General features: G+C 60.7%; 24 protein-coding genes and 4 pseudogenes. 14 read left to right on the top strand and 14 right to left on the bottom strand.

Annotation, left to right across the window (positions count from 1 at the left end; translation table 11 throughout):
• Positions 1 to 5: 5 nt before the first annotated feature.
• The 6 genes from X771_RS143740 to X771_RS143765 all read left to right on the top strand — a co-directional run bounded on the left by X771_RS143740 (position 6) and on the right by X771_RS143765 (position 5,566).
• Complete coding sequence (locus tag X771_RS143740; RefSeq protein ID WP_023689289.1) at positions 6 to 680, top strand: GntR family transcriptional regulator; 675 nt, start codon at positions 6 to 8, stop codon at positions 678 to 680.
• Positions 681 to 753: 73 nt separating this feature from the next.
• Positions 754 to 1,602, top strand: a complete 849-nt coding sequence (locus tag X771_RS143745; protein WP_023689288.1) for a transporter substrate-binding domain-containing protein — start codon at positions 754 to 756, stop codon at positions 1,600 to 1,602.
• Positions 1,603 to 1,631: 29 nt separating this feature from the next.
• Entirely contained in the window at positions 1,632 to 2,345 is a 714-nt protein-coding gene (locus X771_RS143750) for an ABC transporter permease subunit (RefSeq protein WP_023689287.1), read from the top strand.
• Complete coding sequence (locus X771_RS143755) at positions 2,345 to 3,058, top strand: ABC transporter permease (protein WP_031202912.1); 714 nt, start codon at positions 2,345 to 2,347, stop codon at positions 3,056 to 3,058. The genes X771_RS143750 and X771_RS143755 overlap by 1 nt, the downstream gene beginning before the upstream one ends.
• A gap of 43 nt (positions 3,059 to 3,101) precedes the next feature.
• The gene (gene ggt, locus X771_RS143760; RefSeq protein ID WP_023689285.1) at positions 3,102 to 4,694 is read left to right on the top strand and encodes a gamma-glutamyltransferase; all 1,593 of its coding nucleotides are present in this window, start codon (positions 3,102 to 3,104) and stop codon (positions 4,692 to 4,694) included.
• A 113-nt stretch (positions 4,695 to 4,807) separates the two neighbouring features.
• Positions 4,808 to 5,566 carry an SDR family NAD(P)-dependent oxidoreductase gene (locus X771_RS143765; RefSeq protein ID WP_023689284.1) on the top strand — a complete coding sequence of 253 codons (759 nt, stop codon included), beginning with the start codon at positions 4,808 to 4,810 and terminating at the stop codon, positions 5,564 to 5,566.
• A 97-nt stretch (positions 5,567 to 5,663) separates the two neighbouring features.
• On the opposite strand, the pseudogene X771_RS1000000168265 reads toward X771_RS143765, so the two are convergent.
• Positions 5,664 to 5,771: pseudogene (locus tag X771_RS1000000168265) on the bottom strand (SDR family NAD(P)-dependent oxidoreductase); the annotation flags it as partial.
• A gap of 56 nt (positions 5,772 to 5,827) precedes the next feature.
• Between X771_RS1000000168265 and X771_RS143770 the strand changes: the two are divergent.
• Complete coding sequence (locus X771_RS143770; RefSeq protein WP_156935593.1) at positions 5,828 to 6,139, top strand: TOBE domain-containing protein; 312 nt, start codon at positions 5,828 to 5,830, stop codon at positions 6,137 to 6,139.
• Here X771_RS143770 and X771_RS143775 read toward each other — a convergent pair.
• Together X771_RS143775 and X771_RS143780 are read right to left on the bottom strand one after the other, a co-directional pair.
• Complete coding sequence (locus X771_RS143775; RefSeq protein WP_023689282.1) at positions 6,121 to 6,768, bottom strand: helix-turn-helix domain-containing protein; 648 nt, start codon at positions 6,766 to 6,768, stop codon at positions 6,121 to 6,123. The genes X771_RS143770 and X771_RS143775 overlap by 19 nt on opposite strands.
• Positions 6,769 to 6,915: 147 nt before the next feature.
• Positions 6,916 to 7,362, bottom strand: a complete 447-nt coding sequence (locus X771_RS143780; protein WP_023689281.1) for a pyridoxamine 5'-phosphate oxidase family protein — start codon at positions 7,360 to 7,362, stop codon at positions 6,916 to 6,918.
• A gap of 135 nt (positions 7,363 to 7,497) precedes the next feature.
• Here X771_RS143780 and X771_RS143785 point away from each other — a divergent pair, with 135 nt between their 5' ends.
• Complete coding sequence (locus tag X771_RS143785) at positions 7,498 to 7,770, top strand: hypothetical protein (RefSeq protein WP_348524400.1); 273 nt, start codon at positions 7,498 to 7,500, stop codon at positions 7,768 to 7,770.
• Here the strand turns inward: X771_RS143785 and fixJ are convergent.
• Complete coding sequence (gene fixJ / locus X771_RS143790) at positions 7,767 to 8,381, bottom strand: response regulator FixJ (protein ID WP_023689279.1); 615 nt, start codon at positions 8,379 to 8,381, stop codon at positions 7,767 to 7,769. The two genes, X771_RS143785 and fixJ, sit on opposite strands and share 4 nt — an antisense overlap.
• Positions 8,371 to 9,924: a PAS domain S-box protein gene (locus tag X771_RS143795; RefSeq protein WP_023689278.1), complete on the bottom strand. Its 1,554-nt coding sequence runs from the start codon at positions 9,922 to 9,924 to the stop codon at positions 8,371 to 8,373. The genes fixJ and X771_RS143795 overlap by 11 nt, the downstream gene beginning before the upstream one ends.
• Positions 9,925 to 10,123: 199 nt before the next feature.
• Here X771_RS143795 and X771_RS143800 point away from each other — a divergent pair, with 199 nt between their 5' ends.
• The 3 genes from X771_RS143800 (at position 10,124) to X771_RS143810 (ending at position 12,220) form a co-directional block, all read left to right on the top strand.
• A complete protein-coding gene (locus X771_RS143800; RefSeq protein ID WP_023689277.1) occupies positions 10,124 to 10,936 on the top strand; it encodes a universal stress protein in 813 nt (270 codons plus the stop codon).
• A gap of 353 nt (positions 10,937 to 11,289) precedes the next feature.
• Entirely contained in the window at positions 11,290 to 11,559 is a 270-nt protein-coding gene (locus X771_RS143805; RefSeq protein WP_023689276.1) for a DUF6455 family protein, read from the top strand.
• 112 nt (positions 11,560 to 11,671) lie between these two features.
• Positions 11,672 to 12,220: a hypothetical protein gene (locus tag X771_RS143810; RefSeq protein ID WP_023689275.1), complete on the top strand. Its 549-nt coding sequence runs from the start codon at positions 11,672 to 11,674 to the stop codon at positions 12,218 to 12,220.
• Positions 12,221 to 12,292: 72 nt separating this feature from the next.
• Here the strand turns inward: X771_RS143810 and X771_RS143815 are convergent, their stop codons facing one another.
• The gene (locus X771_RS143815) at positions 12,293 to 12,991 is read right to left on the bottom strand and encodes a CBS domain-containing protein (protein ID WP_023689274.1); all 699 of its coding nucleotides are present in this window, start codon (positions 12,989 to 12,991) and stop codon (positions 12,293 to 12,295) included.
• 148 nt (positions 12,992 to 13,139) lie between these two features.
• Here X771_RS143815 and X771_RS143820 point away from each other — a divergent pair, with 148 nt between their 5' ends.
• Positions 13,140 to 13,355 (top strand): DUF1858 domain-containing protein, encoded by a 216-nt coding sequence (locus X771_RS143820; protein WP_023689273.1) that lies wholly within the window; start codon positions 13,140 to 13,142, stop codon positions 13,353 to 13,355.
• A 3-nt stretch (positions 13,356 to 13,358) separates the two neighbouring features.
• Here X771_RS143820 and X771_RS143825 read toward each other — a convergent pair whose 3' ends face one another.
• A complete protein-coding gene (locus tag X771_RS143825; RefSeq protein WP_023689272.1) occupies positions 13,359 to 14,060 on the bottom strand; it encodes a Crp/Fnr family transcriptional regulator in 702 nt (233 codons plus the stop codon).
• Between the two features lie 150 nt (positions 14,061 to 14,210).
• Here X771_RS143825 and X771_RS143830 point away from each other — a divergent pair, with 150 nt between their 5' ends.
• Together X771_RS143830 and X771_RS143835 are read left to right on the top strand one after the other, a co-directional pair.
• A complete protein-coding gene (locus X771_RS143830) occupies positions 14,211 to 14,648 on the top strand; it encodes a pseudoazurin (RefSeq protein ID WP_023689271.1) in 438 nt (145 codons plus the stop codon).
• A 101-nt stretch (positions 14,649 to 14,749) separates the two neighbouring features.
• Positions 14,750 to 15,925, top strand: coding sequence for an NnrS family protein (locus X771_RS143835; RefSeq protein ID WP_023689270.1), 1,176 nt, complete (start codon positions 14,750 to 14,752; stop codon positions 15,923 to 15,925).
• Positions 15,926 to 15,974: 49 nt separating this feature from the next.
• Here X771_RS143835 and X771_RS143840 read toward each other — a convergent pair whose 3' ends face one another.
• From X771_RS143840 to X771_RS1000000167040, 7 genes and pseudogenes are all read right to left on the bottom strand, one after another.
• The gene (locus tag X771_RS143840) at positions 15,975 to 16,844 is read right to left on the bottom strand and encodes an SUMF1/EgtB/PvdO family nonheme iron enzyme (RefSeq protein WP_023689269.1); all 870 of its coding nucleotides are present in this window, start codon (positions 16,842 to 16,844) and stop codon (positions 15,975 to 15,977) included.
• 52 nt (positions 16,845 to 16,896) lie between these two features.
• Positions 16,897 to 18,003, bottom strand: a complete 1,107-nt coding sequence (nirK, locus tag X771_RS143845; RefSeq protein WP_023689268.1) for a copper-containing nitrite reductase — start codon at positions 18,001 to 18,003, stop codon at positions 16,897 to 16,899.
• A gap of 328 nt (positions 18,004 to 18,331) precedes the next feature.
• Positions 18,332 to 19,030 (bottom strand): CBS domain-containing protein, encoded by a 699-nt coding sequence (locus tag X771_RS143850; RefSeq protein WP_023689267.1) that lies wholly within the window; start codon positions 19,028 to 19,030, stop codon positions 18,332 to 18,334.
• A 66-nt stretch (positions 19,031 to 19,096) separates the two neighbouring features.
• Positions 19,097 to 19,204, bottom strand: a pseudogene (ccoS, locus tag X771_RS1000000169780) (cbb3-type cytochrome oxidase assembly protein CcoS); the annotation flags it as partial.
• A complete protein-coding gene (ccoS, locus tag X771_RS1000000169775) occupies positions 19,189 to 19,341 on the bottom strand; it encodes a cbb3-type cytochrome oxidase assembly protein CcoS (protein WP_023689266.1) in 153 nt (50 codons plus the stop codon). The gene ccoS (X771_RS1000000169775) and the pseudogene ccoS (X771_RS1000000169780), both read right to left, overlap by 16 nt.
• Positions 19,338 to 21,702 (bottom strand): annotated as a pseudogene (locus tag X771_RS01000000165220) (cation-translocating P-type ATPase). Before X771_RS01000000165220 ends, ccoS (X771_RS1000000169775) begins: the two are co-directional and overlap by 4 nt.
• Positions 21,699 to 22,065 (bottom strand): annotated as a pseudogene (locus X771_RS1000000167040) (FixH family protein). Before X771_RS1000000167040 ends, X771_RS01000000165220 begins: the two co-directional pseudogenes overlap by 4 nt.
• Positions 22,066 to 22,135: the final 70 nt, after the last annotated feature.

Below are 22,135 nucleotides of genomic sequence, written 5' to 3'. Positions count from 1 at the left end.
CCCAGATGAGCCATTCGGCAATTCCCTACGCCCAGACACCGGCCACTGCGGAGCAGGAAGCTTTTCTGCATCTGCAATCTGCAATACGCCTCGGGCGTTACCGTGCAGGCGACCGGCTCATCCCGGAAGAGATCGCGGCCGAGATCGGCATGAGCCGGATGCCCGTGCGGGAGGCCTTCCAGCGGCTGGCAGTCGACGGGCTGGTGGTGATCCGCCCCAATCGTGGCTGTATCGTCGCTGGTCTGACGCTGGACGAGATCTACGAGTCGTTCGAGATCCGCTCGGTGCTTGAGGGGCTTGCCGTTCGCCTGGCAATGCCTCGGATGAACGCCGAAACCATTGCCGAACTTGAGCGCCTTTTGGCCCGTATGGAGCGCAGTGGCGCTGCCGGCGGCGCCGATTGGGTGACACGGCACCAGGAATTCCACGGCTACATTTGCAATCAAAGCGGCCGCCCGAAGCTTATTCGGCAAATCGCATCACTGCATGTGACCATCGAACCCTATCTGCGCATCTGGTTCGACTATGTCGAAAAACCGCTCAGCGCCGCGGAGGAGCATTCGGCAGTGATCGATTCGCTACGCGGCGGCGATGCCGAAGCTGCCGAAGCCGTGATGCGCAGACACATTCTCGACACGGCGCCGCTGCTGGCCGAGTTCGCGAGCCCGAGCCGACGTTGAGGTAGTCGGGCAAGAGGGATATTCGATTTCTACAAAGTGCCCTCGCAGGGCCGAAAAAAAGGGGAACAGAACCATGAAACTATTACCCATTGCATGTCTTGCGGCCGGATTGAGCTTAGCTGCCGCTTTGTCGGCTTCGGCCGAGGATGCGCCAAAGAAGATCACCATAGCGACGGAGGGCGCCTATGCGCCCTGGAACTTTACCACCGCTGATGGAAAGCCTGACGGCATGGAGGTCGAGCTCGCGCGCAATCTCTGTGAGCGTATGAAAATTGAATGCACCATCATTACGCAGGACTGGGATGGGCTCATCCCGGCGCTGACAGTTGGCAAGTTCGACGTCATCATGGCGAGCATGTTTATCACCGACAAACGACTTGAAGTCATAGACTTCACTCAACCCTATGCGATCGATCCTTCCGGGTTCGCCGTGGCGAAGGACAGCGCGCTCGGTGCGTTGGCCGGTTCGACCGAGAAGATAAAACTGGAAGACGTGGCCCCTGCCAAGGCGGCAATCGACAAGATCAAGCCGCTGATCGCCGGCAAGATCGTCGGCGTCCAGGCTGCGACGGCGAACTTGGAGTTCCTGAAAAAGTATTTCGACGGCGCCGTCGAAATCCGCGAGTACAAAACCACGGAACAGCACGACCTCGATCTCGCGGCCGGCCGTGTGGATGCCCTGTTTGCACAGCAGACCGCTTTGGCGGCAACCTTGGCCAAGCCGGAATTCTCAGGCTACACGGTCGCTGGTCCCGGCTTTCTCGGCGGGGTTTTCGGACGGGGCACTGGGGCAGGGCTGCGCAAGCAGGATACCGTGCTCAAGGCGATGTTCAACAAGGCGATCGATGAAGCCATTGCCGACGGCACCATCAAAAAGCTTTCGCTGAAATGGCTGAAGGCCGACGTCACGCCGCCCAAGTGAGAAGCCCTTCCCGGAGCGCGAACTAGCCGATGCTGGATAGCGTTCGTCTGCTAGGGTTTGGCGACGGCGGCTGGGCGGTGGCGCTGCTCAGCGCTGCGTTCGTAACGCTTCTGCTTTCGGTCGCCGGATTTATGGTCGGCTCGGTGATCGGCGCCTTGGCAGCTGCGGCCCGGGTCAGCGGGTCGCGCTCCCTCCGCCTGCTCGCCGATGCCTATTCGACGGTATTCAGGGGCGTTCCCGACCTCTTGACCATCTATCTCCTGTATTTCGGCGGTAGCATGGCGCTGACTGCGGTCGGCCATTGGTTTGGCGCCCAAGGATTCCTTGGATTGCCGGCTTTCGCCACAGGCACCACGGCAATCGGCATAATTTCGGGTGCCTATCAGGCGGAGGTGTTTCGCGGTGCCTACATCGCCATCGACCGCGGCCAGATCGAAGCAGCGCGCGCCTATGGCATGCCGCCTGCGCTCATGTTGCGCCGGGTGATCGCACCCCAGCTTATGCGCTACGCCATCCCGGGCCTAGGGAATGTGTGGCAACTGGTGCTCAAGGATTCAGCGCTGATTTCGGTAATCGGGCTTGTCGAACTAATGCGTCAGGCACAGATCGGGGCCGGATCGACTCGCGAGCCGTTTCTCTTCTACACAGCTGCCGCCGCGCTTTACCTGGCCATCGCCTCAGCGACAGGGTTGCTGTTCAAGCGCGCTGAACGCCGCGCGCTTCGGGGCATTCGGAGAGTGTGATGGATTTCGCCTTTTTCGCCGAAATACTACCGAAGCTGGTTGCCGGCCTGCCGCTGACGCTTGAGCTGGCCGGCACGTCCATCCTGCTCGGCGCCATCCTCGCCTTGGCTTTGGCGCTCGCCCAGCGCCTCCGCCAGCCCTTGATTGACTGGCCAATCAAGGGCTTCGTCGCGGTGTTTCGCGGCACGCCCCTGTTGGTCCAGATATTCCTGATTTACTACGGCCTTGGCCAGTTTCGGCCGACATTGCAGGAACTTGGTTTGTGGGGCCTTTTCCGCGAACCTTATTGGTGTGCCATCCTCGCGCTAACCCTCAACACCGCAGCCTATGGCAGTGAAATCCTCCGCGGCGCCATGCAGTCGGTCCCGTCCGGCCAGATTGAGGCGGCGCAGGCCTTTGGCATGACGCGACTGATGACCTTGCGCCGCATCGTCCTGCCGATCGCACTGCGCCAGGCTTTGCCAAGCTACGGCAACGAAATCATTTTGATGGTGAAGGGAACCTCGCTGGCGTCCATCGTTACGCTGATGGAAATCACCGGCATCGCCCAGGGCATCATCTCGCAAACCTACCGGGCCATGGAAGTTTTCATCTGCGCCGGCGCTATCTACCTGATCCTCAATTTCATCATCACCCGGACACTGGGCCGGCTCGAATACAATCTGTCACGGCATCTGCGCCCGGCATCGGGCCTTGCGACCATCCCAGCATGATCGGCTGGCGCTCACTGCAATCGTTCTAGGGAGTTTTTCGCGTATGAGAGATTTCGAGAAACCAAGCCGTTCGGTCGTGGTCGCACGGCATGGCATGGCTGCGACGTCCCATCCGTCGGCCACGCTTGCAGCCGTTCGGATTCTGGAGGCGGGGGGCAACGCACTCGATGCGGCCATCGCCGCCAGCGCCGTACAGTGCGTGGTCGAACCGGGGTCTACCGGCATTGGCGGAGACTGTTTCGTCCTAATGTCGAAAGAAGGGTCCAGCGAGATCATCGCCTACAACGGATCCGGCCGTGCCCCTGCGGCCGCAACAGCCGATTGGTATGCATCTCAGGGCATCACAGAAATCGAGCGTCACTCACCGCATGCGGTAACGGTTCCCGGAGCGGTGGACGCCTGGACACAGCTCAACGCCGATCATGGAAAATTGCCGCTGGGCAAGCTTTTCGCTCCTGCGATCGAGTTCGCCGAAAGCGGCTACGCCATCTCCCCCCGCGTGCATTTCGACTGGGAACAGGAGGCGGCGCTGCTTTCCGCCGATCCTGCCGCGAGAAGCATCTTTCTCCCTGGGGGGCGGGCGCCGAGGATCGGCGAGGTGCACCGGCAACCAGAACTCGCCGCAACATTCCGCAAGATCGCGACGGACGGACGCAACGCCTTCTACATGGGGGAGGTCGCCGAGGACATGGTTTCGCGCCTGCGAAGCCTCGGCGGTTTGCACACACTGGATGATTTCATGGTCGCCAGGGGCGAGTATGTGGCGCCGATAAAGACAGGTTTCCGCGGCCACGACGTCTACGAATGTCCGCCAAATGGCCAAGGCGTCATAGCGCTCATGATCCTCAATGTCCTGTCGCGCTTCGAGGCCAAGGGTGACCCTCAATCCGCCGACCGGCTGCACATCGAGATCGAGGCGACGCGACTTGCTTATGCAGCGCGCGATGCTTTGCTCGCCGACCCGGCGAAGGTGGCGGTGCCGGTCGAGCAACTGCTTTCAAGCGCAACGGCGGATCGTCTGGCGAGGATGATTGATCTTGGCCGCGCGCGCGCGGATCTTCCTTCATTCGATATGCCGGTGCATCGCGACACGGTCTATATTTCCGTCGTCGACAAGGATCGCAACGCCGTCAGTTTCATCAACTCGATCTATTATGGTTTTGGCTCCGGCATCGTCGCGGCGCGCTCGGGCGTGATACTCAACAATCGCGGTATAAGTTTTTCGCTGGATCCCAACCACCCAAACGTTATCGAACCAGGCAAGCGCCCGCTGAACACGATCATTCCGGGCATGCTGGTGAAGGATGGGCGCGTTGTTATGCCTTTCGGTGTGATGGGTGGAGCGTATCAGGCCATGGGTCACGCGCACTTCCTGTCAAAAGTTCTTGATTTTGGCCTCGACCTTCAGCAAGCCATTGATCTGCCCCGCGTCTTTCCAATTCCTGGCACGATGGACGTGGAGGTCGAGAGCACGCTTCCAGTCGCGGTTCAGGAGGAACTGGCCGGTCGCGGATTCCGCATCGTCCCGGCGGAAGAGCCGATCGGGGGCGCCCAAGCGATCATGATCGACTGGATGAATGGAACGCTGCAGGGCGGTTCAGACCCACGCAAGGACGGCTGCGCAATCGGCATTTAGAACGCTACACAGGTGTTGGACGAGGAACAAAGGTCGAGGCCACTCTCCGGCCATCTCGCATACTTGGGCCTATGGGCTCATCCTCGTAGCAACCAGCGGAGTCTGATTTGACCATGCCTTCTTCTATCATCAAGCGAGCACTGATCACCGGGGCGGGTGCTGCCGACGGCATCGGCTTTGCCATAGCGCGGCAGCTCGGTCTTGCCGGTCATGCCGTTTTCCTGAACGGTGCCAGCGCGCGTGTACTCGATCGCGCCGCCGAACTTTGCGCCGAGGGCATCAATGCCAAAGCTGCGGTCGCCGATCTCACCATCGCGGCCGAAGTCGCGCGGCTGCGGGCTGATGTCGGCGCTGTCGACATCCTGGTCAACAATGCCGGCATGGGTTCGCTGGCATCGCCCTCGTCCGATAAAGCGTTTCTTGCCATGACCGAGGCAGACTGGGACCAAGGGATCGACGTCAGCCTGAAGACCGTATTCCTGGTCACCCGCGCGTTTTTGCCGGCGATGGTAGAGGCAGGCAATGGGCGCATCGTCAATGTGGCGTCGGTTACCGGGCCGCTGGTATCTTTCGAAGGCACAGCAGCCTATTCCGCCGCCAAGGCCGGCATGGTCGGCCTGACGCGCACGCTGGCGCTCGAAGTGGCAAAAAGCGGCATCACGGCCAATGCCGTGGCCCCCGGCTGGATCGAAACGGGCTCGTCTAGCGCAATGGAGCGGCAAGCTGCCCTGCACACGCCACCGGCGCGGGCCGGGCGACCGGACGAGGTTGCCGCAGCGGTGGTGTTCCTGGCATCGGAAAGTGCGAGCTACGTCAACGGCGCCCTGCTGGTGGTCGACGGCGGCAACAGCCTTCAGGAGCGCAAGGGCTGAATCCGAAACGAGGTCGTTCACGATCAGGTCGCGGGTTATGGAAAGCGTTGGAAATAGCATCGCCAACGCATTCGCCGAGGCTGAAGTGTGTGTGCGTGGGGGTGCGCATGGTCGCGACGACCTCCCAACCCCGAGCAAGGAAGAGTTCTGCCGTGGCGAGACCGAAACCCGACGAAGCACCGGTGATAAGAATTTCGGCATCAATGTATCTCTGTCGTTGGTACGACGAGATATGGACAAAAACGCAGGACTTTCAGCCCGGTGCGCACCCCGCTTGAGGTCGGACGCAGACTGCAGCTTGGATTGAGGCCAGAACACCGCGACGCGGGCGATGGGATTGCCATGCAGGCCAGTGTGGAATTCGTCGAGGCGCTGGGATCTACGTCCTATGTACATTCGACGCTGACAACCGGCGAGACCATCGTCGCCGAGCGGCGATCATTTCGGCCCAAGACTGGCGATCAGATCACGTTCCATTTCGCGCCTGCATCGGCGCGGCTATTTGGCGAAGACGGCGGGCGCTACATTCCGCGTGGCCCGGAGCATGTTGTCATTCACTCGCTCATGTTCTGAAGCGCGTCGTGCCTGACGATTTCCACGCACCGCAGACTAGCCAGGCGGATGACGCCTTTCTCCTTCAGCCGGGTGAAGATCCGCGATACCGTCTCGATGGTGAGGCCGAGATAGTCGCCGATGTCCATGCGCGACATCGGAAGTTCGACCTGCCGCAACCCCCCTTGCCGTTCGGCCATGTCAACCAGGAACGCGGCGACGCGTTCGATGGCGCTCTGGCGACCGAGGACCAGCAGGTGTTCCTGGGCTCTGGTCAACCCCTGGAGCGCTAGGGGCAGCAACTGATGGGACATGTCCGCTCCAGCAGTGAGGCGGAAGACGCGGACACCGGTGGAGTTGATGGCTTCAGCAAAGAAATGGTGCGTCGTGTCGGCTTCGAAGCCGAATGTCTCTCCGGCTAGGTGAAAGGCACTGATCTGCCGGCGGCCGTCAGCAAGCAGGCGATAGACGCGGACAGCGCCGAACTCCACCTGGTAGAAGGCTCCGGCCTTCTCGCCCTGGGCGTAGATTTCCGCACCTGCGGAATAGAAGCTGAGTGGTTGCAGCGGTGCGCGCTCGAAAGCCTCAGGCAGGTTGGGCAGGGTAGATCGTGACGGCAGCGAAATTCTGGAGGCGGTGTAGGCGTACATGGCTGTTTTCCCGGTTGATCCGTTACACAGCATGGCGTGAATCGGCCGGCGCCGAAATTCGGTTATGTCCCTACGGGAAACTACCTAGAACCGCTGCTCCTACACCGGGCCAGCCATCGCTTTCGCAGGCCGCCGCAGTAAAAACACCTATTCACTTGCTTCGCGGCCCGACACCTGCTCGATCAAGATACGGAAGAAAACGTGGGGCGCGCTGTCCGACACCGGAGGTGTGACCGGCTTGAGGGCGCCGGGCTCCCACCAGTCAGCGTGCTTGCTCAACACCGACCATGCGTGGTCGCGCTCGCGCTTGTGGCCAAGTTGGTCCGGCAGTTCCTCATAGCGGCCATCGACAACAACGCTTCGCCATCCTCGCCCTTGGCCGCGCTCATCAACCTGGACGGATACCAGCGGATTGGCTCGCATCCATTCGATCTTCTTGCCCGGCATGGAAAATACATAGAGGTGATTGTCCGCATGCGCGTAGTACAGGGGCACGATGTAGGGCCGCCCATTCTTTGCGCATGCGAGCCGGCCAACGCGATTGGCCGTCAGCAATCTCGTACATTCCAAGGCAGAAAGTGTGCGGACCATCATCGGAGCCATCTCCTATTTCTCACAGCCAGCGCAAGGTGTTGTTTGCCTTGCCGCGTTGAACCATGACCATGCGGGTGCTTTCGCCTTGGCTCACGGCGGCAAAGCGCACATTCGCGCATTCGGCAATTGCGGAAAATGATTCAGATCAAGGCGCGAGCTGGCGCTTCTGCGGATCATGAGGAGATGTGGAAACCAATCCTCACCGCTCCGTTTGGGCGCAACCTCAAACTGGCCGTCTTCGACGAGGACGGTGAGCATGCGCTCGTGTTTCCCTGCAGGAAGCAGCTGGACGGCTGGAGGAACGTCGCCACCGGCGCATGGGTCGACATCCGTCCGACCCACTGGCGCGACTGGGAGCCTCACCGGGTGCCAACTCGCGACGGCAATCCCTTTGGAGACCATCCCTAGGGCTTGGATTCAACGATCAACGCCATGCGCACAAGATGTGACAGACTGCCGGCGCCCATCTTGCTCATGACATTGGCGCGATGGATCTCAACAGTGCGTGGGCTGATTCCAAGGTCATAGGCGATCGTCTTGTTCGGCAAACCCGACACAAGCCCGTCCAGCACCTGGCGCTCACGATCTGTCAACGTCGACAGACGCCCGCGAATATCCGCGGACTGAGGGTGGGATGCATTGACCTGGTTGCGGTTGGCCAACGCTGAGCGGATCGCCTCGATCAACATTTCATCGTCGAATGGCTTCTCGATGAAATCGCAAGCGCCTTCCTTCATTGCCTGAACGGCTAGCGCCACATCCGCATGGCCCGTCATGACGATGACCGGAATTCCATGCCCGCCTGCTCTGAGCTGGCGCAGAAACTCGATGCCGTCTATGCCCGGCATGCGCACATCGGTGACGATGCAGCCCTCGAGACTGCCAGACGCCGTCGACAGGAAGGCCGTGGCGGAATCATACAGGCGGACCGCAAAGTCTGCCGTGCCCAACAGAAATCCAAGCGACTTGCGGACGTCCAGGTCATCGTCGACCACGTGCACCAGATCATTAGCGGCCATTGGTGACCTCATCCTTATCGACGATGCGCAATGTAAACCTGAAAGCGGTCCCGCCGGCCGGCATTGCCTCGGCCCATATGTGACCGCCATGCGATTCAACTATGGTGCGGCAAATAGACAGGCCGACGCCCATGCCCTGCTTTTTGGTGGTGACGAATGGCTGGAACAGTTGGGCGGAAATCTCCGGCGCGAGACCGGCCCCGGTGTCGATGACGCTCACCTCCGCCATCCCGTCGGCGCGCGCAATAGTCGTGACCAGCAGTTCGCGTCGCGGCGCGTCTTGCATGGCTTCGACAGCATTGCGCATCAGGTTCAGCATAACCTGCTGGATCTGGATGCGATCGGTTAACACCAGTTCGGCAGCAGGATCGAGCTTGTAGCTGACAAGGACATTTATCTCCCTTGCCCCGACCAGGGCCAGCGACGAGGCCTCTTCGATGAGCGCCGGCAGCCGTTCGACCTGACGCTCGCTTTCGCCTCTTGCAACGAAGTCTCTGAGATGGCGAATGACGTTTCCAGCCCGCAGCGCCTGCTCAGCGGCCTTTTCCACGGCATCCCGCAGGATGGGCGCATTCTCTTCGGTGCTTTTCTCGAGCAGCCGACGACTGCCCTTCAGATAGTTGGTGATGGCCGTCAGCGGCTGATTGATCTCGTGAGCAAGGGTCGAGGCCATTTCGCCAAGTGCTGTAAACCGCGCCATATGGAGAAGCTCCTGCTGCTGCTCCTGGATTCTAGCTTCTGCCCGATGGCGTTCGGTCAGGTCGCGGCAAAAGCCGGTAAAGAAGCGTCCGGTTCCCGGATGCATCTCGCCGACGGAAAGCTCCATCGGGAAGGTCGAACCATCCTTGCGCATCCCGGTGACGGTGCGCCCGAGCCCGATAATCCGGCGCTCTCCGGTGGTCAGGTAGCGAAGCAGATAGGCATCATGCTCGTCGCGGTAGGGCGGGGGCATCAGCATTTTCACGTTTTGGCCAATGACCTCACCTGACTGATAGCCAAACAATGTTTCGGCGGCTGTGCTGAAGGATTGGATCCCGCCTTGCTCATCGATGACGACCATTGCATCCGGCACTGTTGCCAGGATCGATCGCAAATGGTCCTCACGCAGCCGAAGAGCTGCGTTTGCAAAGGAGAGTTCGCTGACATCCGTGCCTTCGATGAAGATCGCGGTGATACGGCCATCGTCGGACTTGATGGGCTGATAGACGAAATCAAGGATGCGCTCTTCGAGCGGCCCGTCGGCCTTGTTGCGAAGGCCGACCTTTACGCCCTGGCCTCTGTATGGCTCGCCGGTCGTGTAGACCTGGTCCAGATGTCCGAAAAACTCATCTCCTTCGAACTCGGCAAAGGCTTCCCTGACTGACTTTCCAATCACCTGCCTGTTGCCGATCAACCGCTGGTAGGCGGCATTGGTCAGTTCGAAAACGTGACCCGGCTCGCGCATGAGCGCGATGAAGCCCGGAGCCTGATCGAACATCCGCGACAAGAGGGCTTTCAGCGTCGTCCCAGCGGGCGATAAGCTGAGCGCTTCGTCTTTGATCAAATCAAATTCCCAGGTTCGAGATGGTGCTACCGGGCTAACTATCACTTCTCGTCGCACAGGCAAAACAGATCGAGACACGTTTCCGCAAGAGATTTAGTTGGCGGGCGCAATTGGCGGGTCTTTGACGTGCATCAAGGCATCGGGCGCTGGCGCATGCGACCCATCACGCATAGCGCCGCTCCAGTGAAAGGCACCCGCAATGGCCTACAAGTCAATCATCGTGAACCTCGCCATCGATGCGGCTCCTGCGCCCATTGTTCAGGTGGGTATCGAACTTGCCAAGCGATTTGGAGCGCATCTTGTTGGCTTGGCGGCAGCCGATGTCCCACCTTTGGTCGCGACAGGCGAAGGGATGGTCTACGAAGGTGAGATCATGCAGATCCAACGAACTGAGATCGAAAAGCGGCTCGCCGAATTGCGTGCAGTGTTCGAAAGAATGGTGCCGGTTTCCGTTACAAGCGAATGGGCACAGTCCGTCTGCAGTCCGACCCGGTTCCTCAGCGTTGTGGCCAGGGCGGCCGACCTTATCGTCACCGGCTGCGGCGATGGAGACAATGTCTTTCGTGCTGTTGATATCGGCAGCCTCACGCTCGGTGCCGGCCGGCCAGTCTTGGTCACGGCAGGTAATATGGAACATATCCGCGCAAAAACCGTGCTGGTTGCCTGGAAGGACACCAGGGAGGCACGGCGTGCGGTAGCCGATGCACTGCCTTTTCTGGAAAAGGCCAGCGACGTTATCGTCGCCACGATAGACACCAGCCGCAACGAAACCAGTCGAGACAGCCTCGACGATGTCGCCGTTTTCCTTGACCACCATGGCATCAAGGCGCGAACCGAGCTGATCGCCTGCAAGGCTGATGGCGACCGGTTGCTGAGTTTCGCGCGCTCGATCCATGCGGACCTGATCGTCTCGGGCGCCTATGGCCATAGCCGCTTGCGGGAATGGGCATTTGGCGGTGTCACTCGCACGCTCATCGAAGAGAGCGGCATCAGCCGTTTCATGTCGTATTGAAGGAGAAGTTGACCAGCAACCTGTCTCGGCCGGAGCAGGTTACCTCCTGCGGCGCGCCTGGAGACCCTCAGCCTCGGGACACCGCGACGGTGCTAGCAACATGTTCAAGGTGGGGGTGCCCACGACGCAGCGGCTGCGTTCATTTGTTTTCCGAAGCGAACAACGGCCAGATCTAGACCTGGCCCGAGCAACCGGCCTGCCGGTCAGCGGACGTCTTCGACCACCTGCCATTCCGTTTGGCTTCATGCTCCCCGTCACGGCCCAGGGTTGGCAATGATGCCGCCTGTTGATCGAGATCAACGCCACCCGCCGCCAACGGCGGCAAGGATGACCGGTAGGCAGGAGTGATCAACATGACCTTTCTCGATTACCTGATTTCGGTCGACGCCAGAACGGCGCTAATGGGTCGAATGATGCGGTCGCTCGGGGTCGACAGACATCGGAAAGTCGTGGCAGACCATGCGGCAGTCACCAATCGGGCGGTGGACCGCTGCCGTTCCTGCGGGCACCAGGATGAATGCTCAACCTGGCTCGACGAACATGAGCAATCCGAGAACCCGCCAGACTATTGCCGCAACAGCGACCTGATCGCTCGACTGCAGCATGCGGCCGGGCAACGCTAGGGCATCGAGCAGGCAGCCTCGACGAGAGGTCGTGCCGTCCGTGTTTTGACGAGGGCCAACGCAAACCAAGTTTTTGCGGTTGATAAGTCTGCATTCCACAGGACCAGGCAGCTTGGACAACTTACTTTTTCTCGAAGCATTTGTGCTCTTTGTCGCACCAGGGCCTACCAACGCTCTTTTGATGGCGGGGGCGGTCAAGCGAGAGAAAGTGGTCAAGCTTTTGGCCGCTCAGGCATGCGGATACGGGATCTCATCCGCGTGCTGGTTTTCCCTGCGCCCCTTCATGTCACCCGAGGCCATTCAAATACTTAGGCTGGTAGCAGCCGGATGGCTTGTAGTTCTTGGACTGCATCTGATAACCAGCGCGCGGATCAACGTTTCCAAAAATGGCGACGCCATTTCTGTTGCGGTGACCAGTGCCCTGAACCCGAAGGCCTTTATCTATTGCCTGGCTATCGTGCCGATGAACATCGAACCGCGCGCTCTGGGGATCTTCTGGGTTGTGCTTCTGGTGATAACAGCTGCCACCGGATCGGTGTGGCTTTTGCTTGGCCGGCGCTTCAGCGGAGGCAACAAAAAGACAGAAAGAATTGCGGGCGCGGCGCTCGTTGCATTCGCCCTGTTGCTCCTTCGGCCATTGATACTTCTAGTCACGATCTGAACGCGGCGAAGCCTGGGCGAAAAGCGGGCCTATCGTGGATGCAACCTTGAAATCAGCTGGCACGGCCGCTTGCTACGAAACAAGGAGGACGGACACTGGATCGGCGCAGAAGAGACCATCCTCGACAGCTTTGACGCCGGCGACGTTTTCGGCCGCAACAATGGCTGCCCGGCGCGCGCGTTCGTCGAAGATGGCCCCGCCCAGTTTCACCATGCCATTGTTCACAGTCACGTTGACCATGTCCTTGCCAGCCCATTTCTGTGTCCCTAGCTCGGCCATGATGTTCTGCCGGATCTGTTCGTCATCGATGGCTGCAGCGGCTGCAGCCGGAAGGGCGCTAATCAATGCCCGCAGAAGATCAGAGCGGGTGATGATGCCGACGACTTTCCCGGTGTCGATGACAGGGATGCGTTTGACATGGTGACGCGTCATGAGCTCGACGACCTCGTCGAGCGATGCGGTGGGGAATGCCGTGACGACATCTTGTGACATCACCTCCTCAACCCGTCGCCCATTGGCGTGGACATATTCATCGGCGGCCGTTCCGGGGCTGACCAGAAACTGCAGCCAGCGTGAGCGCTTGCGCTGCGTGCCCAGTTCCCCGCGACGCAGGAAATCGCCCTCGCTGACGATCCCGACCAGGGTGCCGTCGCCGCGAATGACGGGAAAGCCGCTAATCTTTTTGGTGAGCATCAACCAGGCAGCGTCGGCGATCGATGCGGTCGGGTCTATGCCGACGACCGGCTTGCTCATAATGGCTTCGGCTTGCATGCCAACCTCCTCATATGGTTACTCCTATCCATATCGAGGCCGCGCGAGCTGTGCCTTGATCTGAATCATTTCTAAATTGCGTAAGCGCAACGAAGGCAGTCCGAGCCGGATTTATGAAGAGGGCTTCGCAAATCGCGGAGACGTCATCATGAAACAGCGCAGTTCGATCAAACCCGATACGGTCGTCGACGAAATCATGAGGAAATGGCCGGCAACGGTCGCTGTGGTGCTGAGACACAAGATGCTCTGCGTCGGCTGTCCGATAGGCACTTTCCATACGGTGACTGAGGCATGCCGTGAACATCAAGTCGATGAGGGCGACTTTCTCGTCGAACTCGAATTGGCCATTCGAGGAGAACGATGACGATCAGTCTTTTACCCGGTTCTCGGCCAGAACCACAAGGCGATGCGCATCTTTGACCGTGACTCTCTGGCGCCCGCTGACAATTATTCCGTTCTCTTCCCATTTGCTGAGGAGCCGGCTGACGGTGTGCAGCGTCGTTCCCGTCATCTCCGCAATGTCCTGCCTCGAAATCGGGAAGTCGATCTCTATGCCACTGTCGGTCTTTCGGCCGGTCTGGTTAGCCAGTCGCAGCAGCGCATGCGCAACCCGCTGCTCCACCTGTTCCGTGGACATCTCCACCACCCGCGTCTGCGTCTCCTGCAGCCTGCTTCCAACCGTCCTGTAGGTGGCTGCCCCAAACACGGGGAAGCGTCTCGACAGATCAGGCCATAGGGCGTTGGGCCAAGCCAGTACCACGCAGTCCACCGCCGCGATTGCGCTGGCGGGATAGGTCGTCCGGCCAAGGGCTGCGGCGACGCCAAAGATCTCGCCTTCGCTGATGTACCTGGCGATGACCTGCTGTCCATCCGGCGTGGTGCGGACCACCCGTATGTGCCCGGCGATCAGCACGAAGAAGGAATGGGCTTCGGCTTCCTGCGCGAAGATCGTTGAGTCTTTGGCATAGCGAGACGATCGTGCATTTCGCAGGATCTCGCTCTGCTCGTCCGGCGCCAGCCCCTGAAAGAGCGGCAGCGGCGAAATCAGCGATCGGTCCAGCGCGGCCAAGCGGATCCCTCACGGCTCTATGGTTCCGCATCAGTCTTGCGGAAGACCTTTCTTATCCCGAGTTTGCGCCAGCGCAAATTGTCCTGGGCCGCATCAGGCTAAATGGCATGGAACGGCGCAACGCCGGGAAGACGAAACAAGGACAAACCGATGAAACTCTCCATCCTCGCTGCCGCAATCTCGATCCTCGCGCTCGCCGGCGGTGCCAGCGCGGAAGAGCACGTGGTGCAAATGCTCAACAAGGGCGAAAAAGGCGCCATGGTTTTCCAGCCAGCTTTCGTCAAGGCGGCGCCCGGCGACACCGTCAAGTTCGTGCCGACCGACAAGACCCACGACGCCGAGTCGATCAAGGGCATGCTTCCGGATGGCGCTGAGCCTTTCAAGGGAAAGCCCAGCGAGGAAATCACCGTCACGCTGACAAAGGAGGGTGTCTACGGCGTCAAATGCGCGCCTCACTACGGCATGGGGATGGTCGCGCTGATCGTTGTCGGCAAGCCGGTCAATCTCGATACCGCCAAGGCGGTAAAGCATCCCGGGAAGGCAAAAACGGTGTTCGCCGACCTGTTCACCCAGGTTCCTGCGAACTGACAGCAATCGATACAGGCATGCCTGCCGCAAAAAGGGCGGGCACGGGCCGGACGGACCGAGGGCGGCGGTTCATCCGGCCCTGTTCATTTGAGGATACAGTCATGGGGATTCCACGCCTGCAGGCCTACGCCGGGCCTGCATTTCTTTCCTACGGGTTCAGGCCCTTCTTTCTCCTCGGGTCGCTGTATGCTGCGCTCTCCATTCTGCTTTGGCTGCCGATGTATGCCGGCGAACTCGATGCCCACAGTGCGTTCGTTCCCGTCGACTGGCACATTCACGAGATGCTGTTCGGCTATCTGCCGGCGATCGTTACCGGGTTCCTGCTGACAGCCATCCCGAACTGGACCGGCCGGCTGCCCGTGCAAGGCCTGCCCCTGCTGGCGTTGGTGGTCCTGTGGCTTGCCGGCCGTGCCGCTGTCTTCGTCTCGGCGGATATCGGCTGGGTAGCGGCAGCCGTGATCGACGGTTCATTTCTGCTTGCTGTCGCAGCCGCTGCGGCACGCGAAATCATCGCAGGGCGGAACTGGCGCAATCTCAAGGTGCTGCTGCCGCTCGCCGTCCTGGCGTGCGCCAACGGTGCGTTCCATATCGAGGCCCACCTTCAAGGCACATCTGACATCAGTCGCAGGCTCGGCATGGCTGCGGCGATCATGTTCATCTCGCTGATCGGGGGGCGCATCATTCCAAGCTTCACCCGCAACTGGCTCGTCCGCGAAAATCCTGGGCGGCTGCCTGCGCCGTTCGATCGTTTTGACGTCGCCTCGATAGCCATCTCAGCCATTGCGCTGGCTGCTTGGACGCTCGCTCCCGACCACGAAGTGTCGGCAACGCTCGTGGCCGTCGCGGCAGTCTGCCAGGCATGGCGTCTGTCGCGTTGGGCTGGCGAACGCACGTTGCGGGATCCGCTGGTGCTGGTTCTGCATCTTGCCTACGCCTTCGTGCCGATCGGTCTTGCCCTGGTATCGGCGTCGATCTTCTTTCCCGATGCCGTGCCGGCGGCGGCAGGACTTCACGCGCTCGGGACTGGCGCGGTGGGCTCAATGACGCTTGCCGTGATGACCCGCGCGACGCTTGGGCATACCGGGCAAAAGCTCAAGGCTGGGAAAGGCGCCTCGTTCATCTTCGTGACCGTCCTTTTGGCGGGATCATTGAGAATCCTGGCCGCCTTTGTGCCCTATGGCGTGGTGATCGACATGGCCGGCACCGCATGGGTGGCGGCATTCGCAAGCTTCATCCTGATCTACGGAACCGCGTTGATGACGCCAAAGGCACAGTGAGGCGACGGGAGTGCAGGCGAAACACGATGGAGCGGACGCTGCTGTTTTTTCAGGCAATGCCGAGGTAGCCGAGGAAACGGTTCGCCCATCCTCGATGGTCCCGGACCAGCCTGAATCCAAGATTGTCGGGAGGTGTGCCAACGGCGCAGCCACCGCTTTTCCCGTCGCCGACGAAGTTCGACATGTACGCCCTGTGAAGCCCTTCAAGGACGTGGACGCCGCAATTGTCGACCGAACTCACGACATCGGTCCCGTCCGCAGCCAACGTGGTGCGGACATAGCAGGTCGAAGTCCACTCCCAGACGTTGCCGGAAAAGTCGGCGAGGCCTAAGGAATTCACACCAAAGGAGCCACGGCTCCTGGGCAAGGGGTCCGGTTTGCGATTGAGGTCCACCTCGGCCTTGTAGCTGGTGAGCCAACGCCTGGCGGGATTGTTGGTATCGTTTTCGACACCCTCAAATTCCCCTGCAAACCGCTCGGCCGCGGCAAACGCCCACTCCTCATCGGATGGCAGCCGCCAGTCGTCGCCTATCGCCTTCGAATACCATTGGGCGTAGGCATTGGCGTCGAGATAGCTCACTCCGGTAGCGGGAGCATCGGGCGCGATCGCGTGCGTCTCCTGTGCCGGCTGACAGCCGCCAGCCGCCACACAGCTCGCATAGTCTGACGCGCTGACCTGATAGGTCATGATTTCGATAGGTTTATTGAACTGTCGGCTGAGCCGCGGATTTGCTTGCGGGCGCCCATTCCTCAGGAACTCGCCCGGCAGGGGATATGTGATCGAACCGGGGACCAGGGTAACTGTCGTGGCGGCAGGGTAGGACTGTCGATGTCCGTTCCGGCCGATGGCAGACAAGCCCATCGGAACCGATGCAGCCGCCATGGCGACCGAGACAACCTTGACGATGAGAGGTGACATGGCTTTTGTCCATGCCCGGACAGCGACGCTGTCCGGGCAAATTGGAGTGCCGTCAGTTGGTGGCGATGGGTTTAGGCGCCTCGACCTGCGTCATCAGGTCGTCATCCCATTCGCCCTCCACCATGAAGTGAGCGGTCGCCCCGAGTTCCACAGCTTCGATCAGATTGTGGTTGACGTAAGCGTAGACACCGGGCTGCAGGAACGTATAGAGCGCCGAGCCTGCCGAGCCGCCGCGGATGAACCAGGTTTCCAGATCCTTGGCCGGCGGATTGGCGAATTTTCCTTGTTCCCAGACATAGTCACCGTGTCCACCGATGAGATGCGGCCGCGTATCGCGGTTGGCCTGCGAATGGACGATCAACACGGTCTCGCCGACCTTCGCCTTCATGGCGTTGTCGCCGGTCAGCGAACCGGCCCTGCCGTTGAACACCACATGCGTCGGGATCAGCCCGCGCATGACCTTGACGATGTCGTCGTAGCCGTCGCCTGCCGATTCATAGCTCTTGTAATTGCCCTTCTCATCGCGCGGAATATAGAAGTCGCTCTCGCCGATATAGAAGATCTTGTCGTATTTGACCGGCTCGCCCTTGTCGTTCCTGAGCCCGTCGCGCGGCAGCACCATGATGGCGCCATTCATGCCGGAGACGACGTGCCACGGGATCATCGGTCCGCCGGGAGCACAGTGATAGACGAAAGTTCCCGTTCGGGTTGCCTTGAAGCGCAGCGTCACCTGTTCGCCGGGATTGATCAAGGTGAGGGCGCCGCCGCCCAGCGCACCCGTCGCTGCGTGAAAATCGATGTTGTGGGCTAGCGAGTTGGTGTCGGGATTGATGAGCGTCAGCTCGACATAATCGTCCTGGTGGACGACCATCAGCGGGCCCGGGATCGAGCCGTTATAAGTCATTGCATTGAGCTGCGTCCCGTCGGCGTCGATGACCATCGGTTTCTCCTCGATCGTGATGGTGAATTCGACGATCTTCGGACCGCCTTTGGCGATCTGGTCGTGCGGATGCACAAAAGGCGGTGCCACGAGCTTGACCTTGTCGCGGGGAAGTCCTCGAATGTCTGCTTTCGTCACCGTTGCCGACAGTGCGGGCAGTGCCGCCACGGCGGCAGCGCCAATCGCTGCTCCGAAGAGGGCTTCGCGTCGCGTGATCATATCAATCTCCTATCTCAACCGTTGCGGATGAGCAGAAGCTAACTGACCTGACGCAGCGTTTCTTTGCGCTGGCGCAAATTGGTGAGTGTTAATTGGAGCAACAAACAGCCTCGACTGCGGCAATCTTGTGCGTCAAGAATGGTCGAGCAAGTCCCGCTCGGTTTCGAGCTTGGCGATGGACGGGCGTCTTCGCTGCCGACAGCGTGCTCGCCAACCATGACGGGCGCTATACGCTGGAGGAACTCGCCGACAGCCTCATGTCTAAGTGATGTGGGAAGGGAGCAGAACCCCAAGGGACGCTGCTTGGCGTCCCCGCTTTTTTCCGCAGCTATGAAACCATCACCGAGAGCGGATCTGTACGGAGGAAGAGGCTGTCCTTGACTTGTCCGACGCCGGCAACGTTCTCCGCCGCAACGATCGCGGCTTTCCGTTGACGCTCGTCGACAATCGCCCCGGTCAGTTCGACGACGCCGTCGCTGACCCTTACATCAATCAAGTCACCGCCGCCCCACGATTGTCCCTGCAGCTCGGCAAGTACGGCCTTGCGGATCAGGTCGTCATCGGGTGGCGTGGTGCCCTGTTTCGGCATGGCGCGGATCAGGACAGGCAGCAAATCAGTTCGCGTGATGATGCCGACGACCCTGTCCCGATCGACAATCGGCACATTGTTGATGCGGTGTTGCATCATCAAGTTGACAATCTGTGCAATTGAGGCGCCTGGAGACGCCGAAATGACGGCTGTGGTCATCACCTCATGGATGATCCGTCCGTTCGAGCGCGCATAGTCTTCGGCGACTGTGCCCGGGCCAAGATCAAACTCCAGCCAGCGCGGACGCACACGCTGGGTCCCAAGTTCTTCTCGGCGCAAGAAGTCGCTTTTGCTTACAATTCCAACGAGGGCACCGTCGCTGTCGGTTACCGGGAGGCAGCTGACTTTGTTTGAAAGCATGAGCTCGGCCGCTTCGGCGATCGTCGCGTTCGCATCCGTCGTGATGACTGCTTTCGTCATGATGGCTTCGGCTAGCATCCTTACCCTCCTGATCTTACGTCGGCCGACGATGGGACATCCCGACCCGCAGCGCTTTGATCTGAGTCACTTGGAGCGAGGAGCATTCTCCGCGCCGTCGTCGCGGTCGATTAGAATGCGCTCCGCAGCGCCATCGAGATCATCGTACTGGCCGCTTCTCAACGCCCACAGGAACNGCGGTCGATTAGAATGCGCTCCGCAGCGCCATCGAGATCATCGTACTGGCCGCTTCTCAACGCCCACAGGAACCCGCCCAGGCCTAGCGCGCCAAGGAAGAGGGCGACCGGGATGAGGTAGGCAAGGGTCGTCATGAGGATCGCGAGAATTCGTTGACGCCGGATCCTCTGGAGGTCCGAACCACTTTCGCCGGCGAACCTGGCATGGAACGCCGCAAACGCATTGCATTGCCAATGACAAGCAGCGATGACGCCGACATGGCAATCGCCGCTATCAATGGCGTGACGTGCCCGAGAATGGCGATCGGCACGGCGACAGCATTGTAGACGATGGCGATCGCGATGTTCTGGCGGATCAGGTTTCCCGCGTTGCGCGAAACGTCCAGCGCCAGCGGAACCGCCATGAGGCTTTCGCGCAGGAAAACGAAGTCGGCTGCATTGCGGCCAATGTCGGCGGCGGTGGCCGGTGCGATCGAGACATGGGCCGCGCTCAGCGCCGGCGTGTCATTGAGGCCATCGCCGACCATCAAGACCTTATGTCCATCGCGTCTAAGGGACTCGATGCGTTCAACCTTGCCGGATGGCAGCAGACACGGAACGAAGTCGCCGACACCCAGCATTTTCGCAACATCCTGGCAGGCATGGGCGGTATCGCCTGACAGCATTTCCACCGCTATTCCAGCGTCGTTCAATTGCTGGACGGCAGCCCTGGCGTCGGCACGCAGCGCATCCTCGAAGGCGACGGTAGCAACAATCAGCCCATTCCTGGTCAAAACCGTTCCGCCATAGCCATGCTTGCCTTCGCCACCGGTCCGGGCTTTCCATCCCGCCCATCCGCGCCGACCCAGTCGCCAGGTGGTCCCGGCGTGGGTGGCTTCGATTCCGAACCCTGCATGCTCGCTGACGGTATCGAATGTGAGTTGCCCGCTAGAAGTGGCAAAACCGGAGATGGCCTTTGAAAACGGATGACGCGAATGTGCGGCCATGGTGGCCGCAATCATCAACATTGCCGGATCGATCGAGGCCGCGTTGACGAGCCGGGGCTGTCCGAGCGTGAGCGTGCCGGTCTTGTCGAACACAGCCGTATCGACCGTAGCCAGGCGCTCCATGGCCGACCCATCCTTGACCATGATGCCGTGGTCGAACAGGCGCCGCGCCGCGACCACCTGGACGATCGGCACGGCGAGGCCGAGCGCACATGGGCATGTGATGATCAGAACGGCAATAGCGATGGTGATCGCCCGGTGCCAGTCGCCAGTCACCGCCATCCAGCCTAGGAATGTCGCGAAGGCGGTGAGATGAACCACCGGGGCATAGAGCGCTGAAACACGATCGGCGATCCGGCGATAGTGGGCGCGACCGCCCTCCGCGGCTTCCATCAGCCGAACCATTTCTGCCAGGAACGAATCCTTCGCGGCGGCTGTGGCCTCGATCGTCAGCGGACCGGTAAGGTTGAGCACGCCGGCCTGCACAGTATCTTCTGGCGCCACGCTTCTGGGCGTGCTCTCGCCGGAGACCAGGGAGCAGTCGACGTCGGATGTCCCGCGCGCAATCCTGCCGTCGACAGGGATTCTTTCGCCGGCTGCAATAAGCAACTGCATCCCTGGTTCGATCTCGCCAACCGGCAAATAGTCGCGTGCGCCGTCGCCGCGCAACACCATGGCGCCGCGCGCGGCCAACTGCGACAGACTCTTCACCGCGGTGCGGGCGCGCTCGCGCATCACGTGATCGAGCGTGCGGCCGATCAACAGGAAGAACAGCAGCGATACCGACGCGTCGAAATAGGCGTGGTCGCCATGGGTGATCGTCTCATAGAGGCTCATGGCGTAGGCCAGCGACACGCCGACAGCGATCGGCACGTCCATATTCATGCGGCCGTGGCGCAGCGCAGTCCACGCCGACTTGAAGAAGATACCGCCGGCGAAGGCAAGGGCGGGAATGGCGATCAGCGCGGAGACCCAGTGGAACAGGTCGCGGGTGGCGCCCTCGGCGCCGGACCAGACCGACACCGAGAGCAGCATGATGTTGCCCGCCGCAAAGCCNCAGGTCGCGGGTGGCGCCCTCGGCGCCGGACCAGACCGACACCGAGAGCAGCATGATGTTGCCCGCCGCAAAGCCGGCAACGGCGACGGCGCGGATGAGCTCCGATAACGTCCTGTCCTTCGCATCGGTGTCGGCTTCGAACAGATGTGCCTGGTAGCCCAGGCGCCCGAGCACTGCGACCAATGGTGGAACCTCATCGCCGCGCCACTGGACCGAGACCCGCTTCGTTGAAAGGTTGACGCGGGCGGCCTGGACGTGATTGAGCTTTCCCAACGCGGTCTCGATCATCTGGATGCAGGCGCCGCAGTGAACCGTCGGTACCGACAGGTCGGTCTGATGAAGGTCATCGCCCAGCGACCGGCTCGCCAGCCTGACCTCCTGGCTTGACGGCAGGACCGAAGCGGGGCTGACCAGATCCAGCGCCATTTCAGCGCCCGGCGCGCAGCAGCTCATTTCAGCACCCCTTGGGAAATCATGACCCTGCGCACGTCGCGATAAGGTTTTGCCAGGCCGGCATCGGCGTCTATTTCGATGATCCAGACACCATCCCTTGGCACGTGTTGTGCTGCAAACNCCCCATGCGATGGTCAACTGGCCGGTCCAGCCAAGCGCTGCCTGCGCACGGCCTTCCTCGGCCTTCTTGTTGAATTGCTGGCTCGCCACATAGGTATTTTCGACGACAAGGCCGGTCCAGCTTGTGTTGGCAAGCGTCGCCATCGTGAGATTGACCGCGATGACCACGCCGAAAAAGGCAAGGACGGTGGCCAACATGTGCCTGCCGGTGAACTCGCGGGGTTTTCGCGTGGTGGCGTTCATCTGGCGATCTCCGGCGCATTGAAGGTGGCGGTGTATTCGTTGGACTCGAAGCTGACCTTGTCTTCGACGC

This window comes from Mesorhizobium sp. LSJC269B00 (genome assembly GCF_000502815.1).
In the GTDB taxonomy this organism is placed as follows: domain Bacteria; phylum Pseudomonadota; class Alphaproteobacteria; order Rhizobiales; family Rhizobiaceae; genus Mesorhizobium.
Note: the sequence above shows the minus strand (reverse complement) of the source record. Positions and strands in the feature narration are given on the sequence as shown.

Excerpts from the sequence above, each read along its gene's own strand:
- X771_RS143745 (WP_023689288.1), top strand. The coding sequence starts at position 754 with ATGAAACTATTACCCATTGCATGTCTTGCGGCCGGATTGAGCTTAGCT.
- X771_RS143830 (WP_023689271.1), top strand. The coding sequence starts at position 14,211 with ATGAAACTCTCCATCCTCGCTGCCGCAATCTCGATCCTCGCGCTCGCC.
- X771_RS143755 (WP_031202912.1), top strand. The coding sequence starts at position 2,345 with ATGGATTTCGCCTTTTTCGCCGAAATACTACCGAAGCTGGTTGCCGGC.
- X771_RS143750 (WP_023689287.1), top strand. The coding sequence starts at position 1,632 with ATGCTGGATAGCGTTCGTCTGCTAGGGTTTGGCGACGGCGGCTGGGCG.
- X771_RS143805 (WP_023689276.1), top strand. The coding sequence starts at position 11,290 with ATGACCTTTCTCGATTACCTGATTTCGGTCGACGCCAGAACGGCGCTA.
- X771_RS143765 (WP_023689284.1), top strand. The coding sequence starts at position 4,808 with ATGCCTTCTTCTATCATCAAGCGAGCACTGATCACCGGGGCGGGTGCT.
- X771_RS143840 (WP_023689269.1), bottom strand. The coding sequence starts at position 16,844 with ATGTCACCTCTCATCGTCAAGGTTGTCTCGGTCGCCATGGCGGCTGCA.
- X771_RS143815 (WP_023689274.1), bottom strand. The coding sequence starts at position 12,991 with ATGCAAGCCGAAGCCATTATGAGCAAGCCGGTCGTCGGCATAGACCCG.
- nirK (WP_023689268.1), bottom strand. The coding sequence starts at position 18,003 with ATGATCACGCGACGCGAAGCCCTCTTCGGAGCAGCGATTGGCGCTGCC.
- X771_RS143850 (WP_023689267.1), bottom strand. The coding sequence starts at position 19,030 with ATGCTAGCCGAAGCCATCATGACGAAAGCAGTCATCACGACGGATGCG.
- fixJ (WP_023689279.1), bottom strand. The coding sequence starts at position 8,381 with ATGGCCGCTAATGATCTGGTGCACGTGGTCGACGATGACCTGGACGTC.
- ggt (WP_023689285.1), top strand. The coding sequence starts at position 3,102 with ATGAGAGATTTCGAGAAACCAAGCCGTTCGGTCGTGGTCGCACGGCAT.
- X771_RS143835 (WP_023689270.1), top strand. The coding sequence starts at position 14,750 with ATGGGGATTCCACGCCTGCAGGCCTACGCCGGGCCTGCATTTCTTTCC.
- X771_RS143785 (WP_348524400.1), top strand. The coding sequence starts at position 7,498 with ATGATTCAGATCAAGGCGCGAGCTGGCGCTTCTGCGGATCATGAGGAG.
- X771_RS143800 (WP_023689277.1), top strand. The coding sequence starts at position 10,124 with ATGGCCTACAAGTCAATCATCGTGAACCTCGCCATCGATGCGGCTCCT.
- X771_RS143775 (WP_023689282.1), bottom strand. The coding sequence starts at position 6,768 with ATGTACGCCTACACCGCCTCCAGAATTTCGCTGCCGTCACGATCTACC.
- X771_RS143780 (WP_023689281.1), bottom strand. The coding sequence starts at position 7,362 with ATGATGGTCCGCACACTTTCTGCCTTGGAATGTACGAGATTGCTGACG.
- X771_RS143740 (WP_023689289.1), top strand. The coding sequence starts at position 6 with ATGAGCCATTCGGCAATTCCCTACGCCCAGACACCGGCCACTGCGGAG.
- X771_RS143820 (WP_023689273.1), top strand. The coding sequence starts at position 13,140 with ATGAAACAGCGCAGTTCGATCAAACCCGATACGGTCGTCGACGAAATC.